This window comes from Enterobacter cloacae complex sp. ECNIH7, assembly GCF_002208095.1.
GTDB lineage: Bacteria > Pseudomonadota > Gammaproteobacteria > Enterobacterales > Enterobacteriaceae > Enterobacter > Enterobacter cloacae_M.
Window position 1 is genome coordinate 4,887,347 of the sequence record NZ_CP017990.1, and the last position, 15,987, is coordinate 4,903,333.

Annotated in this window: 9 protein-coding genes, 2 rRNA genes and 1 pseudogene; 3 read left to right on the forward strand and 9 right to left on the reverse strand. The window is 54.9% G+C overall.

The annotated features are described in order from the left end of the window. From bcsB to bcsR, 4 genes and pseudogenes are all read right to left on the reverse strand, one after another. The gene (bcsB, locus tag WM95_RS24400; protein WP_063409799.1) at nt 1-2,421 is read right to left on the reverse strand and encodes a cellulose biosynthesis cyclic di-GMP-binding regulatory protein BcsB; all 2,421 of its coding nucleotides are present in this window, start codon (nt 2,419-2,421) and stop codon (nt 1-3) included. A gap of 10 nt (nt 2,422-2,431) precedes the next feature. After that, nucleotides 2,432-5,047, reverse strand: coding sequence for a UDP-forming cellulose synthase catalytic subunit (gene bcsA / locus WM95_RS24405; protein WP_063409798.1), 2,616 nt, complete (start codon nt 5,045-5,047; stop codon nt 2,432-2,434). Beyond that, nucleotides 5,044-5,796, reverse strand: a pseudogene (bcsQ, locus tag WM95_RS24410) (cellulose biosynthesis protein BcsQ). The gene bcsA and the pseudogene bcsQ overlap by 4 nt, the downstream one beginning before the upstream one ends. A gap of 11 nt (nt 5,797-5,807) precedes the next feature. After that, complete coding sequence (gene bcsR / locus WM95_RS24415) at nt 5,808-5,996, reverse strand: cellulose biosynthesis protein BcsR (protein WP_008503237.1); 189 nt, start codon at nt 5,994-5,996, stop codon at nt 5,808-5,810. Nucleotides 5,997-6,171: 175 nt separating this feature from the next. Between bcsR and bcsE the strand changes: the two genes are divergently transcribed. Genes bcsE through bcsG form a run of 3 tightly spaced genes read left to right on the forward strand, consistent with a single transcriptional unit; the run spans nt 6,172 to nt 9,597 of the window. Further along, nucleotides 6,172-7,734, forward strand: a complete 1,563-nt coding sequence (gene bcsE, locus WM95_RS24420; protein ID WP_063409797.1) for a cellulose biosynthesis c-di-GMP-binding protein BcsE — start codon at nt 6,172-6,174, stop codon at nt 7,732-7,734. Continuing rightward, a complete protein-coding gene (bcsF, locus tag WM95_RS24425) occupies nt 7,728-7,925 on the forward strand; it encodes a cellulose biosynthesis protein BcsF (protein ID WP_024908822.1) in 198 nt (65 codons plus the stop codon). Before bcsE ends, bcsF begins: the two co-directional genes overlap by 7 nt. Beyond that, entirely contained in the window at nt 7,918-9,597 is a 1,680-nt protein-coding gene (gene bcsG, locus WM95_RS24430) for a cellulose biosynthesis protein BcsG (RefSeq protein ID WP_023309595.1), read from the forward strand. Before bcsF ends, bcsG begins: the two co-directional genes overlap by 8 nt. Before the next feature lie 48 nt (nt 9,598-9,645). Here bcsG and WM95_RS24435 read toward each other — a convergent pair whose 3' ends face one another. The 5 genes from WM95_RS24435 to WM95_RS24455 form a co-directional block, all read right to left on the reverse strand. Beyond that, the gene (locus WM95_RS24435) at nt 9,646-10,638 is read right to left on the reverse strand and encodes a glycosyl hydrolase family 8 (RefSeq protein WP_059446636.1); all 993 of its coding nucleotides are present in this window, start codon (nt 10,636-10,638) and stop codon (nt 9,646-9,648) included. Between the two features lie 16 nt (nt 10,639-10,654). Then, nucleotides 10,655-11,617, reverse strand: a complete 963-nt coding sequence (gene birA, locus WM95_RS24440) for a bifunctional biotin--[acetyl-CoA-carboxylase] ligase/biotin operon repressor BirA (protein WP_063409796.1) — start codon at nt 11,615-11,617, stop codon at nt 10,655-10,657. Further along, complete coding sequence (gene murB, locus WM95_RS24445) at nt 11,614-12,642, reverse strand: UDP-N-acetylmuramate dehydrogenase (RefSeq protein WP_063409795.1); 1,029 nt, start codon at nt 12,640-12,642, stop codon at nt 11,614-11,616. Before murB ends, birA begins: the two co-directional genes overlap by 4 nt. 124 nt (nt 12,643-12,766) lie before the next feature. Next, nucleotides 12,767-12,882 (reverse strand): 5S ribosomal RNA (gene rrf, locus WM95_RS24450). A 69-nt stretch (nt 12,883-12,951) separates the two neighbouring features. Then, nucleotides 12,952-15,856, reverse strand: a 23S ribosomal RNA gene (locus WM95_RS24455). Between the last annotated feature and the right edge of the window lie 131 nt (nt 15,857-15,987).

The following is a 15,987-nucleotide window of genomic DNA, read 5'->3' on the forward strand; positions in this document are numbered from 1 at the left end:
TTACTCATCCGGGTTCAGGCGACGACGGCTGATGATACGCAGCAGACGCCACAGCACCCATGCCAGCAAGACGACGCTGACCGCCGCCAGGATGGCGAGCAGAACCGGATGGTTAGCCAGCGCATACCACAGGCGTTCGAACCACGGCAGATGGCCCACGTAGTACACGTCGCCCACGCGCAGGCTATTGACGCCGGACTCACGGATCACCGAAACGGAACCAAACATCGCGGCACGTTTACCGCTGTCGTTCATGGCTGTATTGAGCAGTTCATACCCGCGCGGGCTGTCCGCCAGGAGAGCCACCACGCTACGCTGTTCGTTGTAAGGTGACTGGAAGCCCACCACCGCGGCCATTGCCCCCTGAGACGTTACGGTCGTCTGCGCGCTGGCCTGACGGTCGTTCATATCCGGCATAATGCTCGGGAACTCGGTCTGACGCAGCGGCGTGTTAACCCAGGACTGGGCCGCTTTCACCAGCAGGTCGATACGTTTGTCATCCTTCAGCTTATCCGGAATGGTACCGATCACCATGATGTCAGCGTCTTTGTTCTGGATCTGACTGCCATCGTCCGTCAACGTGACGTTAATCGCCGGTAATCCCGTCTGTCCCCCAACGGTCGCCATGGTATCCAGCAGGGTCGTGACCTGCCCTTCGCTTGGCGCTTTTGGCATCACAACGATGGACTCAGAGAGATCGGCCATGCGGCTGAACGGGAAGCCCGCGTTAGCAAAGGCGCGCAGATCCGGCATCGCCAGGAAGTGATAGTACTTCGAGAAGTCGATGGTCGACTCATCGCCAATCACAACGTGGTTCTGTACGGGCTGGAAGGTGATGCAGTTTTCCGCAGAGCCGCCAGGCATCGGGTTCATGTACTGGAAGTCAAAGCGCAGCTGGTTTATCGCGCCGAGCTTCAGTGCCGGGATGGAGACATCCGTTTTACCGTCCAGCAGCCCCTGCAACACCGGCAGGCGAAGCATCAGACGGTTAGTATCCTGCGTGCTTTGCAGGCTAAACGATTGCAGGAACTGGTTGTTCAGGCTGATATCCATGCGCGAGCTGTCTTTGGTCGCTGGCGCGGTATAGCGGTAGTTCAGATTGATATCAATGCCGTTGGTGCGCAGCAGATACAGATCCGGCGGCAGATTCAGTGACAGGCTAATCGGCGCTGGCTCAAGCCCCGTCGCCTGCAGCTGTTCTTCATAGGTTTTCAGCTCGCCAAAGGTTACCGCACGGTCGGTACGCACCCAGTTTGGCGCATCATAAGGTTTACGCGCCAGCAGCGGTTTCACCTCATCCACCACCACGCTGTTGCCGCGGAACAGGACGTTGCCCTGGGCAATGGCTTTTGCGGCCTGCACCAGATCTTTATCGTCGCGGCCAAAGACCACCAGCAGCTTCACGTACGGGTTTTCCGGGTGGCTTATCATCTCAACGGTTGGCGCTTTGACGTCCGGATGATCGCGCAGGAAGGCCGGGCGTTTCGCGTTGGTCGCAAACACAATGGCATTTCTGTCCGGCAGTTTGTCATACATCGCCGGGAAGCTCTGTCCACGCCAGCCAGCACGTGAACCAAACCAGGACGCCACAATGGTGGCCGCCAGCTGCTCGGTCACGTCCGGGGATGATGCAAACACCATCGGCAGCGTGAGCGGACGGTTATCACGCGGATCGAAGAACGGAACCGGGAATGCCGAGAGATCGTTTTTCAGCGCCAGCGACTGGTAGGTCATCTGCAGCGAGGAGTTACGCCCGACGTCCATCCACAGCGTGTTGCTGGCCGGGTTTTCGCAGACATCGCGGTAGTGACCGACAAATTCCAGACGGATACGGTTAAAGTCGGTGATGAACAGCGGGTTAATCGGCACCTGCGCCTGGGTTTTCTTGCCCAGCTGCTCTTTAGTGACCGGCAGTACGTCCATCAGCTCATCATTCAGGTAAACCTTCAGCTGAGACTGTGTCGGCAGTAGGGACGGCGACGGCGTGTATTCCAGGTTCAGCACCGCATTAGAGACGACCTCATCGCTGCGCATGCCAAACTCAATGCCGCCGTTAGGGTTGATGCCGCGCAGCACCATACTGCCCGGAGGCGGTGCAATTTGCGCGAAGGTCAGCTTCACGTCCCGCGACGGCGCATTGTCCGCAACGACGGGCGCATTCGCCCCCCGGACGCCCGGCATCACCTGCCCGATGACCTGGCCGTCTGCCGGCAGGGTGTTCCCCTCCGTTGGCTGGTTCGGCATGATATTTTCTGTTTGACCAGGTGCCGCGGTGACAACCGGATCGGTTGCCTGCGCGACGACAGGTACCGTTGGCGCAGGCGTTGCCGCTGCGTTACCAGGAGCTGCGTTAGCCATTGTTGCGGGGAGGACATTCATCCCCATTGCCACTGCACATAACCAGGAAAGTTTTGTTTTCATCGCGTTATCATCATTGTTGAGCCATAACCGGGTCCGCCTGCTTCCCCTCATCCCGCTCAGGACGACGAGGAATGAACGACACGACCCAGGAAACCAGCGAAGTAAGTGACCGGAAAATTAATTTCACCGACGACGGGGCGAATTCTGCAAGGTGACGATAGCCACGGAACCCCAGCTTCAGAATATCCAGCAGGCTTTCCAGAGGTTTATCTTCCGGGAAGCTGTCCTGCCAGAGAGCCCACGTGTCCGCGCGGGCAAACGTACACTGCACAAAATCGATATGTTGCTTTTTGGTCAACGGCATCAGCTGCAAACCGACTTCATTGCCCGCCACGCGCACAACCTGCGTCGGGAAGACATACTCCTGCTGGCCGCGCTTAAGCAGCAGGTTAACTTTCTGGCCTTCCAGCACCTTCGCCTGGCCGTTGATTTTGATCCCCAGACCACCGTCAGAGAAGTCGTGCACGGTACAGGAGAAGAGATGGCCATCTTCACGGGCGATCGCCGCAGGCATGCAGATTTCAACGCGATGCGCACGACGGACCTGTTTACTTTCCACCGACACCGCTACCGCGCCGCCGAGGATAATCAGGTTGTAGAAGACCCAGGCCATACTCACAAAGACGGTCAGGATTTCGTTTTCCGGGCCGTAGAAGTAACGCCAGATACCGGCGATGACGCCAACGATATTCAGCAATACCAGGAAGATATACGGACGGGATATCACCCAGTCGACGTACTCCTCTTCCACCAGGCCGCCCTTGGCGGTGACGTTAAATTTCCCTTTGTGCGGGTTAATCAGCGCCACCATCGTCGGCGGCGCGATGTACCAGGCCAGCACCGTTTCGTAGATTTCACTCCAGAAGGAGTGGCGGTATTTACCCTGTATCTTCGAGTTCGTCAGGCTCGCGTGGATCATGTGCGGCAGAACAAACAGCGCAATCATCAGCGCCGGGGCGTAGATGATATAAGCGTGAAGGAGCAGGAACGCCAGCGGCGCGGTCAGGAAGATCAGCCGCGGAATACCGGATAAGAAGTGGAACATGGCGTTGACGTAGCAGAGACGTTGCGCCAGCTTGAGCCCTTTCCCAATCAGTGGGTTATCGAGACGGAAAATCTGCACCATGCCGCGCGCCCAGCGAATACGCTGACCAATGTGCGCCGACAGAGACTCCGTTGCCAGACCGGCAGCCTGCGGAATACGCATATACGCCGAGGTATAGCCACGACGGTGCAGGCGCAGAGAGGTGTGCGCATCTTCAGTGACCGTTTCGACGGCGATACCGCCAATTTCATCCAGCGGCTTACGGCGGATAACCGCACAGGAACCGCAGAAGAAGGTGGCATCCCACATGTCGTTCCCGTCCTGCACCAGTCCATAGAACAGGGTGCCTTCGTTCGGGGTTTTGCGGAAGCGGCCCAGGTTACGTTCAAACGGATCCGGCGAGAAGAAGTGGTGCGGCGTCTGCATCATCGCCAGCTCTTTCTCCTTCAGGAACCAGCCCATGGTCATCTGCAGGAACGAGCGCGTCGGCACGTGGTCACAGTCAAAGATCGAGACAAACTCTCCTGTGGCATACTTCAACGCGTTGTTGATGTTCCCGGCTTTCGCATGCTCGTGAGTCGGACGGGCGATGTACTCGACGCCAACCTCCTCTGCGAACTGGCGGAACGCCGGACGGTTGCCGTCATCCAGGATCCAGACCTTGAGCTTGTCTTTCGGCCAGTCGATGCCCAGCGCGGCATAAATGGTGTTTTTCACCACGCTCAGATCTTCGTTGTAGGTTGGTACAAAGAGATCAACAGACGGCCACTGCGCGGTGTCTTTTGGCAGCGGAACCGGCTGGCGGTTGAGCGGCCAAATGACCTGGAAATAGCCCAGCACCAGCACGATCCAGGCGTAGGTTTCGGCAAACAGCAGCACCAGGCCGCATACCAGGCTGACCGGGTCGTCCCAGTTCAGGGTTGAAGTATAACGCCACCAGATGTAGCGACAGGAGACGGTCAATGACAACACAATCAGCATCAGCGCCGAGAAGCGGCCCGGAATACGGCGGACCAGCAGCGCCACGCCCCACAGCAGGATCAGGAAGGTGAACTGCGCCAGAGGGTTGAAAGGTTGCGTAATACAGACCAGCGCCAGAATGAGCGAGAACACGACGATCACGCCGAGAATAAAACGCCGCAGGCTCGGGTGAAGATGCCCGAGCTCTTTATGGTTATCCAGATGGCTGGTCTTATCGCTTACGCTGTTGGGCAGTCTGTCCAGCCACTGGTGGTAGCGCTCACGTAACTGCTGGACGCGGGAGAAGCTGCGCCAGTGCGGCGTTATTTTCTCTGAGCGGGATGACGTGACCACCAGCCAGATGGCCTGAATGAGATAGCGCGCCGGATCCAAAGGACGCGGCCGGTTGGGATTAATGTGCGGATATAGCTCACCGTGCCGGGCACGTATGCGCTGCCAGCGCGGGTGTTCGAGGGGAATAAACATCCAGGCCAGAATCATCCAGAAGCAGCCGAGCGCGGCGCTAAATGCCGAAGCACCGTGCCGGCGGAAATGCCGGTAATGTTCGCTCAAACGCGAACTGACCGGTGGGATGAGTAACCAGCTGGCGAGACGACTCATACAGAACTCCCTGCATGCTCCGCCCGGTTGGCGAAGTTCAGCAGACACCAGTTAGCCAGCGTCAGGATCTCTTCTGCCGCCAGTGAATCGCTGCGGTATTCGCCGAGCGGTTGCTTAGACGCAAGGCATTCCGCCATCCCCTCATCACGATGGATGACAATGGGAAGCAGACGGCGCTGGCTTTGCAGCCAGACCTGATACAGATCGTCCTGGATCTGGCTGCCAATGCGCAAATCGTTAATCAGAAGGTGAGCGTTCTGAGGCAGCCCCTGCTGATGCAGGCGGATATGGCAGTTCGCATCAACGTTGACGATGGAAAGTATATGATCGCACTGGGCGATAAGCTGTCGGGTCAGCGTGCCGGCGCCGTGCGGAAGATCCAGCAGGATCCACTTGTAGTGTCCCTTTTCTTTCAGGGCTTGCAGCGCCAGCGTGAATTGCGAAAACAGGCGCTGATACGCGGCTTCATTCTCGCGTTCCGTGGTGGTCAGTTGCCCAAACGGCAGCAGATCGAGCTGGGAGGTATAGCGCATCCCTGCATCCTGCTAGTCTTTATCATCAAGCAGTGCCCGGGCCCAGCCTTCTTCACGAGAAAAGTCGACGTTAAACGACATACGCAACAAATTATCGGCGCAGGCGTCAATAACCAGCACCGATTCACCTAAAAGCTGTAATGACCACGCCAGCGCCGCGGTAACTGATGTGGTACCCACACCGCCACGGACACCCTGTAATCCGAGTATGGCCATCAATGGCTCCCTTATTGTTGATGGGCGAATTCAGCTAATAACGGCCAGCGTTTAATAGCCGCGGCCAACTGTTCCCGCTGGGAAATATCGGTGTAATCTATTTCAGGTAAAGAAAAGGCCTGCGTCAGCGCCAGAAAATCGTTTTGGAATGTGTAACCCAGAGTCGAGTCGACTGGGGTTCCAGGTTCGTTATTATCCATTCTTTTTCCATCCCTTTAAGGAAAATCGCACGCTAAAGAAGTTGCGGGGCTTCCTGCCCTGACAAATTTCATTTACATGCTAAATCTGATGTTCTTTAATTTCAATGTTAGGTTTATTTCTATGCTTTCGCTAGTAAACTGAGATACAGATAAATTAGACGAAAAGAGGGACACCGTGGACTCCATATTTTCTATTGGCATCCAGTCATTATGGGACGAATTGAGCCACATGCCAGTCGGAGGAGTCTGGTGGATTAATACGGACCGTAATGAAGATGCTATCAGTCTGGTAAACCAGACAATTGCTGCTCAGGATAAGGATTCCCGCGTGGCCGTCATTAGCATGGGCGAAGATCCGAAGAAAATTATTACGCTCGAAAGTGGTCGCGGCCCCCAGACGGTGCGATTATTTTCCATGACATCGGAAGCCGATAGTCTATACTTTTTGTCCCGCGACGTTCAGTGCTCTATTGATCCCGATCACTATTTAGTGATTCTAAAATGCGCAAATAACGTCCTGCAAAATATGCCCGCTGAAAAACTGCTGCTATGGCTGGAAAAAATCAATAAATGGGCAAAATTTCAAAATTGCACGCTATTGATAGTCAATCCCGGCAGTAATAATGACAAGCTGTTCTCACTTTTAATGGCCGAATATCGCTCTCTGTTCGGTCTGGCAAGCGTTCGTGACCAGGCAGGCAGCTATCTCTACGATATTGCCTTCTGGTGTAATGAAAAAGGCGTGAGTGCCAGGCAACAGCTTACGCTGAAACATATCGAGGGCGAGTGGCACCTGGCGCAGCAGGAAGAAACCGTGGTGCAGCCGCGCAGTGATGAAAAACGCATCCTGAGCCATATCGCGGTTTTAGAGGGGGCACCCGCCCTGTCGGAAAACTGGACGCTGTTTGAATCTAACGAAGCCCTCTTCCATGAAGCCCGCACAACCCAGGCGGCAACTCTTATTTTCTCGCTGATGCAGAATAACCAGATTGAGACGCTGGCACGGCAAATCCACACCTTACGCCGCCAGCGCGGCAGTGCGTTGAAAATCATCGTGCGCGAAAATAATACCAGCCTGCGCGCCACCGATGAGCGCCTGCTTCTGGGCTGCGGCGCCAATATGGTTATTCCCTGGAATGCGCCGTTGTCACGCTGCCTGACGCTTATCGAAAGCGTTCAGGGCCAGCAGTTTAGCCGCCACGTACCGGAAGATATTTCCACGCTGCTCTCCATGACGCAGCCGATGAAGCTGCGTGGGTACCAAAAATGGGATACCTTCTGCGACGCCGTGGGCAACATGATGAACAACACGCTTCTACCTGCTGACGGAAAAGGGGTCATGGTTGCCCTGCGTCCTGTACCGGGTATTCGCGTTGAACAGGCTCTCACCTTATGTCGCCCGAACCGTACAGGGGACATCATGACCATTGGCGACAATCGCCTGGTGCTGTTTTTGTCCTTCTGCCGGGTAAACGATCTCGATACGGCGCTTAACCACATCTTCCCCCTGCCTACAGGGGATATTTTCTCGAACCGTATGATTTGGTTCGAAGATAATACGATTAGCGCGGAGCTGGTGCAGATGCGTGCGCTCCAGCCTGAACAATGGGCCAAACCGCTCGCAATCAAGAGCGATGCCAAACCGATCCTCAATGCCAGACATGATGGACACGTCTGGCGTCGGGTTCCGGAACCCCTTCGCTTATTAACAGACAACGCGGAGAACGCATCATCATGAACATCAGCGATATCATTCAACTGGTTATATTCTGTGCGCTGATCTTTTTCCCGCTTGGCTACTATGCGCGCCATTCCATACGCCGTATCCGTGATACGGCCAGAGTGCTGTTTATTAAACCTCGCTATGTAAAACCAGCCGGAACACTGACACGGGCATCACACGTCAAGGCAGACCGAAAACATGACTAATTCTACCTATACCGCTTCGTCACCCTCGCCGCTCTGGCAATACTGGCGCGGCCTTTCCGGCTGGAACTTCTACTTTCTGGTGAAGTTTGGCCTGCTGTGGGCAGGCTATCTGAATTTCCATCCCCTTCTCAACCTGGTGTTTATGGCCTTCCTGCTGATGCCGCTGCCGAATATCAGGCTACATCGCTTGCGCCACTGGGTCGCTATACCTGTCGGCTTTGCGCTGTTCTGGCATGATACCTGGCTACCGGGGCCGGACAGCATTATGAGCCAGGGGTCGCAGGTGGCGGGCTTTAGCGCCAGCTATGTCCTCGATCTGACCGAGCGCTTTATTAACTGGCAGATGATTGGCGCGGTGTTTGTGCTGCTGGTTGCCTGGCTGTTCCTGTCACAGTGGATCCGCGTCACGGTGTTTGTCGTCGCGATTATGATCTGGCTTAACGTGCTGACGCTGGCTGGGCCGAACTTTTCGCTGTGGCCTGCCGGTCAACCGACCACCACGGTGACTACCACAGGGGGAAGCGCGGCGGCAACCGTCACAACAGCAGGCGATACGCCTGTGGTGGGCGATATCCCAACCCAGACCGCACCGCCGACCTCAACCAACCTGAACGCCTGGCTCTCCAGTTTCTATACCGCGGAAGACAAGCGACAGACTAAATTCCCGGATGCGCTGCCGGCGGATGCTCAGCCGTTTGAACTGCTGGTGATCAATATCTGCTCTCTCTCCTGGGCCGACGTGGACGCCGCCGGTTTGATGTCTCATCCGCTGTGGTCACACTTTGATATTCAGTTTAAAGATTTCAACTCTGCCACCTCGTACAGCGGCCCGGCGGCGATCCGCCTGCTGCGTGCAAGCTGCGGTCAGACATCGCATAAAAACCTGTATCAACCCGCCGGCAACCAGTGTTATCTGTTCGATAACCTCGCAAAGCTGGGCTTTACGCAGCACCTGATGCTGGGGCATAACGGCCAGTTCGGTAACTTCCTGAAAGAGGTGCGCGAACAGGGCGGCATGCAGGCACCGCTGATGGATCAAACCGGTCTTCCTGTCTCTCTGCTGGGCTTCGACGGTTCGCCCGTTTATGACGATACTGCCGTCCTGCAGCGCTGGCTGCAGACCATCGAAAAAGACAGTAATCCGCGCAGCGCGACGTTCTTTAACACCCTGCCGCTCCACGACGGTAACCATTTCCCGGGCGTGAGCAAAACGGCTGATTATAAAGTGCGTGCGCAGAAGTTCTTTGACGAGCTGGATGCGTTCTTCACGGAGCTGGAAAAATCAGGCCGTAAAGTGATGGTGGTTGTGGTGCCTGAGCACGGTGGTGCGCTGAAAGGTGACAGAATGCAGGTGTCGGGTCTGCGTGATATCCCAAGCCCGTCCATCACTAACGTGCCTGCAGGCATTAAATTCTTTGGGATGAAGGCACCGCATCAGGGCGCACCGATTGAGATTACACAGCCAACCAGCTATCTGGCGATCTCAGAACTGGTTGCCCGCGCCGTTGACGGGAAGCTGTTTGTGGAAGATAGCGTGAACTGGGATCAGCTCACCAGCAAACTGCCGCAAACGGCAGAAGTCTCAGAGAACGCTAACGCGGTCGTCATTCAGTATCAAAACAAACCTTACGTTCGCCTGAACGGCGGGGATTGGGTACCGTATCCGCAGTAACAAGGTATGACGTCCCTCTCCCCATCGGGGAGAGGGACAATCTCGACATTATTGCTGGGCGATCCACACCAGCATTTTCAGACTTGCCGAATAGTAGTCGTCTTTAGCGGTGATTTCGGGTTCACCGGAAGACTGCCCCATCGTGAAATCACGTACAGCCAGCAGGCCGCCTTCCATCATGTAGGGCGCATATTCATTGGTCGTCACGTTAACCCAGGCGGGCGTTTTTTCCCGGGGAAACTGTCCGAACCAGGCCTTCCACGGCGTCAGCAGCGGGCTTTGCTTATCAGACCAGGCAACGTACAGCGGAACACGAATCGCGTCATAGCTCATTCGCGGTGGCCAGCCTTTTGCGGGAGCCAGCTTGCCACCTGATGCCAGTGAAACCCAGTCAGTGGGCAGATTCGCTTTACCCGAGCCCATTTTCCCCAGCAGGCGTTTCCCGTCCTTAATCAAATCGCGCCAGACCGGCAAATGACTGCGTCTGGAGAAGGCCTGCCAGGCCGGAAACACGAAATAGGAAGGATTGAGGACCACTTCACCCTCAAGCTTAAACCCCTGGACGCCGGGCAGCATCACACGGTAACCGGCATAGCGGATCACGCTGTGGTCAATCAGTGCTTTTGTAATTGCATCCGATGCGGCGCTGTAGCGTTTGTCATGCCAGCGGGCGTCGGCTTTCAGCAACGCCCAGGCAATCAGCACGTCGCCATCTGCAGCGTTGTTTTTGTCGGCGACCGGGTTGGACTCTGCGGGATTATAGCGCCAGTAAAACAGACCATTTTCTTTGTTCTTCAGCTGACTGTCTGTCCATTGCCAGAGCTTATCGAACGTGGCTTTATCGTCGTTGGCCACCGCCATCAGCATGGCAAAACCCTGACCTTCCGTATGCGACACGCCGCCATTACCGGTATCAACAATGCGGCCTTCCGGTTTGAAAAAGCGGGCCTTGTAACTCTCCCAGGCCCGATCCGCATGAGAGAGAGGCGAGAACAGCAGACTCATCATGACGGCCAGCGTTGCGCACACGGGTTTTCGCATAATTAACTCGATCCGGTTATTCGGCACTTCGCAGTGAAATCTCACCGCCCATCCAGGGTTTAGTCACGCCATCCTGCTCCAGGAGCAGCGCGCCCTGTGCGTCAATACCGCGTGAAGTCCCGTAGATCTCTTTATCACCAATCAGCAGTTTCACCGGGCGGTTAATGAAGTTATCCAGCTTTTCCCAACGAGACAGGAACGGTGCCAGCCCTTCCTGCTCAAAAAGCGTGAGTGAACTGCGCAACTCTTTAATCATACGCACGGCAAGAGTGTTACGATCGATGACGATCCCCGCCTCCTGGAGGTTAGTCCAGGCCTGATTCACCACACCATTTTGTACATTGCGCATCACCATGTTGAGGCCTGCGCCAATGACGATTTGCGCCGCATCGCCCGTTTTTCCCGTCAGTTCGACCAGAATGCCGGCAAGTTTACGATCGTTGAGGTAGAGGTCATTAGGCCACTTAACACGTACCTTATCCGCTCCCAGATCGTGCAGCACTTCCGCCATGACGATGCCGATGACCAGACTCAGGCCAATAGCAGCGGCCGGGCCCTGATCGAGTCGCCAGTACATAGACAAATACAGGTTAGCGCCAAATGGCGAAAACCATTTGCGACCGCGACGGCCGCGACCGGCCTGTTGATATTCAGCAACGCAGGCATCGCCGGATGTCAGCTCAGGCAGACGATCCAGAAGATACTGGTTCGTCGAATCAATCACCGGCAGCACCGCAACATTGCCGTGTCCGATCTGGCTGCGGATCGTTTCTTCATTCAGCAATTGAATCGGCTCCGGCAGGCTGTAGCCTTTTCCGGGAACCGTGAACACATCAACACCCCAGTCGCGAAGCGTATGGATATGTTTATTGATAGCAGCACGGCTCATGCCAAGCTGTTCACCCAGCTGCTCGCCAGAATGAAACTCACCGTCAGCAAGAATGCCAATCAGGGTTAAGGGAATGGTATTGTCCTTCACGCGATAGCCTCCACGGCATTAACTTCACCTGTGCAGCCAATGAAGCGAACTTCTGGCTCCAGCCAGACGTTAAATTTTTCGCCCACACGCTGACGAACATAATGAGCCAGCTGTACAACATCATCGCTGGTCGCATCGCGTTGATTAATCAGCACCAGAGCCTGCTGCTGGTGAACGGCAGCACCGCCTACTGAAGTGCCTTTAAGCTGGCATTGATCGATAAGCCATCCCGCGGCAAGCTTCACGCTGCCATCAGCCTGAGGATAATGTGGCGCGGCTGGCCATCCTTCAAGAAAGACTTTTGCATTTTCGCTGCTGATAACCGGGTTTTTGAAGAAGCTTCCAGCGTTTCCGTTTACTTTTGGATCGGGAAGTTTGGTCATCCGCATATGGCAAACGGAATCAAAAACGTCGCGGGCGGTTACGGTAGCCGGATCGAGACGCGTTAAATCCCCGTAGGTCAACACGGGCTGCCAGTTCTTCGACAGGCACAGACCCACGGCGACAATCACGTAGCGATCCTGATATTCATGTTTGAAGATACTGTCACGATAGCCAAACTGGCACTGTTCCGCCGTCAAACGTTTAGCCGTTCCGGTCGCCAGTTCGATGCAGTCGACATATTCGCAGACATGTTTCAGTTCGATGCCGTAGGCACCGATGTTTTGAATTGGTGACGATCCGGCGCAGCCTGGAATAAGCGCAAGGTTTTCCAGGCCCGGCATCCCTTTTTCGAGGGTGAATTGCACCAGATGATGCCAGTTTTCACCGGCCCCCACGTGCAGGTGCCAGCTGTCGGCACGCTCTTCAACATCAATCCCCATGATGCGGTTAACGATTACCGTTCCCGAAAAATCATCGAGAAACAGGACATTACTTCCTTCGCCCAGAATTAGTACGGGTTCGTTATTTTCTGTTGCGCTTTGCCATGCATCCAGCAGTTGCTGTGCATTATCGGCACGAACAATTTGTTTAGCATTGCGTTGAATGCCAAAGGTATTCCAGGGCTTAAGGGAGTGGTTCATAGACGCTATCCTGATGCAAAAACGCAGGTAGTTTACCGTATAAGCAGGGCGTTGGGGGATTAGTTTGTGCAGCGTATAAACGCAAAAAGGCCATCCTTTCGGATGGCCTCTCTACTTATTTGATGCCTGGCAGTTCCCTACTCTCACATGGGGAGACCCCACACTACCATCGGCGCTACGGCGTTTCACTTCTGAGTTCGGCATGGGGTCAGGTGGGACCACCGCGCTAAAGCCGCCAGGCAAATTCTGTTAATCTGTATCAGGCTGAAAATCGTGTCTGTCTCTTCGCCGAAACAGCTTCGGCGTTGTAAGGTTAAGCCTCACGGTTCATTAGTATCGGTTAGCTCAACGCATCGCTGCGCTTACACACCCGACCTATCAACGTCGTCGTCTTCAACGTTCCTTCAGGACCCTTAAAGGGTCAGGGAGAACTCATCTCGGGGCAAGTTTCGTGCTTAGATGCTTTCAGCACTTATCTTTTCCGCATTTAGCTACCGGGCAGTGCCATTGGCATGACAACCCGAACACCAGTGATGCGTCCACTCCGGTCCTCTCGTACTAGGAGCAGCCCCCCTCAATTCTCCAGCGCCCACGGCAGATAGGGACCGAACTGTCTCACGACGTTCTAAACCCAGCTCGCGTACCACTTTAAATGGCGAACAGCCATACCCTTGGGACCTACTTCAGCCCCAGGATGTGATGAGCCGACATCGAGGTGCCAAACACCGCCGTCGATATGAACTCTTGGGCGGTATCAGCCTGTTATCCCCGGAGTACCTTTTATCCGTTGAGCGATGGCCCTTCCATTCAGAACCACCGGATCACTATGACCTGCTTTCGCACCTGCTCGAGCCGTCACTCTCGCAGTCAAGCTAGCTTATGCCATTGCACTAACCTCCTGATGTCCGACCAGGATTAGCTAACCTTCGTGCTCCTCCGTTACTCTTTGGGAGGAGACCGCCCCAGTCAAACTACCCACCAGACACTGTCCGCAACCCGGATTACGGGTCTACGTTAGAACACCAGCCATTAAAGGGTGGTATTTCAAGGACGGCTCCACGCAGACTGGCGTCCACGCTTCAAAGCCTCCCACCTATCCTACACATCAAGGACCAGTGTTCAGTGTCAAGCTATAGTAAAGGTTCACGGGGTCTTTCCGTCTTGCCGCGGGTACACTGCATCTTCACAGCGAGTTCAATTTCACTGAGTCTCGGGTGGAGACAGCCTGGCCATCATTACGCCATTCGTGCAGGTCGGAACTTACCCGACAAGGAATTTCGCTACCTTAGGACCGTTATAGTTACGGCCGCCGTTTACCGGGGCTTCGATCAAGAGCTTCGCGTTGCCGCTAACCCCATCAATTAACCTTCCGGCACCGGGCAGGCGTCACACCGTATACGTCCACTTTCGTGTTTGCACAGTGCTGTGTTTTTAATAAACAGTTGCAGCCAGCTGGTATCTTCGACTGATTTCAGCTCCACCCGCAGGGGCTTCACCTACATATCAGCGTGCCTTCTCCCGAAGTTACGGCACCATTTTGCCTAGTTCCTTCACCCGAGTTCTCTCAAGCGCCTTGGTATTCTCTACCTGACCACCTGTGTCGGTTTGGGGTACGATTTCGTGTTACCTGATGCTTAGAGGCTTTTCCTGGAAGCAGGGCATTTGTTACTTCAGCACCGTAGTGCCTCGTCATCACACCTCAGCGTTAAAAGGTACCGGATTTACCTGGAACCTCCGCCTACATGCTTAAACCGGGACAACCGTCGCCCGGCTAACATAGCCTTCTCCGTCCCCCCTTCGCAGTAACACCAAGTACAGGAATATTAACCTGTTTCCCATCGACTACGCCTTTCGGCCTCGCCTTAGGGGTCGACTCACCCTGCCCCGATTAACGTTGGACAGGAACCCTTGGTCTTCCGGCGAGCGGGCTTTTCACCCGCTTTATCGTTACTTATGTCAGCATTCGCACTTCTGATACCTCCAGCATGCCTCACAGCACACCTTCAACGGCTTACAGAACGCTCCCCTACCCAACAACGCATAAGCGTCGCTGCCGCAGCTTCGGTGCATGGTTTAGCCCCGTTACATCTTCCGCGCAGGCCGACTCGACCAGTGAGCTATTACGCTTTCTTTAAATGATGGCTGCTTCTAAGCCAACATCCTGGCTGTCTGTGCCTTCCCACATCGTTTCCCACTTAACCATGACTTTGGGACCTTAGCTGGCGGTCTGGGTTGTTTCCCTCTTCACGACGGACGTTAGCACCCGCCGTGTGTCTCCCGTGATAACATTCTTCGGTATTCGTAGTTTGCATCGGGTTGGTAAGCCGGGATGGCCCCCTAGCCGAAACAGTGCTCTACCCCCGAAGATGAGTTCACGAGGCGCTACCTAAATAGCTTTCGGGGAGAACCAGCTATCTCCCGGTTTGATTGGCCTTTCACCCCCAGCCACAAGTCATCCGCTAATTTTTCAACATTAGTCGGTTCGGTCCTCCAGTTAGTGTTACCCAACCTTCAACCTGCCCATGGCTAGATCACCGGGTTTCGGGTCTATACCCTGCAACTTAACGCCCAGTTAAGACTCGGTTTCCCTTCGGCTCCCCTATACGGTTAACCTTGCTACAGAATATAAGTCGCTGACCCATTATACAAAAGGTACGCAGTCACACCACGAAGGTGCTCCCACTGCTTGTACGTACACGGTTTCAGGTTCTTTTTCACTCCCCTCGCCGGGGTTCTTTTCGCCTTTCCCTCACGGTACTGGTTCACTATCGGTCAGTCAGGAGTATTTAGCCTTGGAGGATGGTCCCCCCATATTCAGACAGGATACCACGTGTCCCGCCCTACTCTTCGAGTTCACAGCCTGTGTGCTTTCGTGTACGGGACTGTCACCCTGTACCGTGCGACTTTCCAGACGCTTCCACTAACACACAAGCTGATTCAGACTCTGGGCTGCTCCCCGTTCGCTCGCCGCTACTGGGGGAATCTCGGTTGATTTCTTTTCCTCGGGGTACTTAGATGTTTCAGTTCCCCCGGTTCGCCTCGTTAACCTATGTATTCAGTTAACGATAGTGCAACGAATTGCACTGGGTTTCCCCATTCGGACATCGCCGGGTCAAAGGTTCATATCACCTCGCCGGCGCTTTTCGCAGATTAGCACGTCCTTCATCGCCTCTGACTGCCAGGGCATCCACCGTGTACGCTTAGTCGCTTAACCTCACAACCCGAAGATGTTTCACTTCTGATTGCGAAAATTTGAGAGACTCGAACACACCACTTAAGATGTGTCGTTTCAATTTTCAGCTTGATCCAGATTTTTAAAGAGCAAAACTTCGCAGTGCACCTTTT

Coding starts and splice junctions, on each gene's coding strand:
- bcsA (WP_063409798.1), bottom strand. CDS start 5,047: ATGAGTCGTCTCGCCAGCTGGTTACTCATCCCACCGGTCAGTTCGCGT.
- WM95_RS24435 (WP_059446636.1), bottom strand. CDS start 10,638: ATGCGAAAACCCGTGTGCGCAACGCTGGCCGTCATGATGAGTCTGCTG.
- bcsR (WP_008503237.1), bottom strand. CDS start 5,996: ATGGATAATAACGAACCTGGAACCCCAGTCGACTCGACTCTGGGTTAC.
- bcsB (WP_063409799.1), bottom strand. CDS start 2,421: ATGAAAACAAAACTTTCCTGGTTATGTGCAGTGGCAATGGGGATGAAT.
- murB (WP_063409795.1), bottom strand. CDS start 12,642: ATGAACCACTCCCTTAAGCCCTGGAATACCTTTGGCATTCAACGCAAT.
- bcsG (WP_023309595.1), top strand. CDS start 7,918: ATGACTAATTCTACCTATACCGCTTCGTCACCCTCGCCGCTCTGGCAA.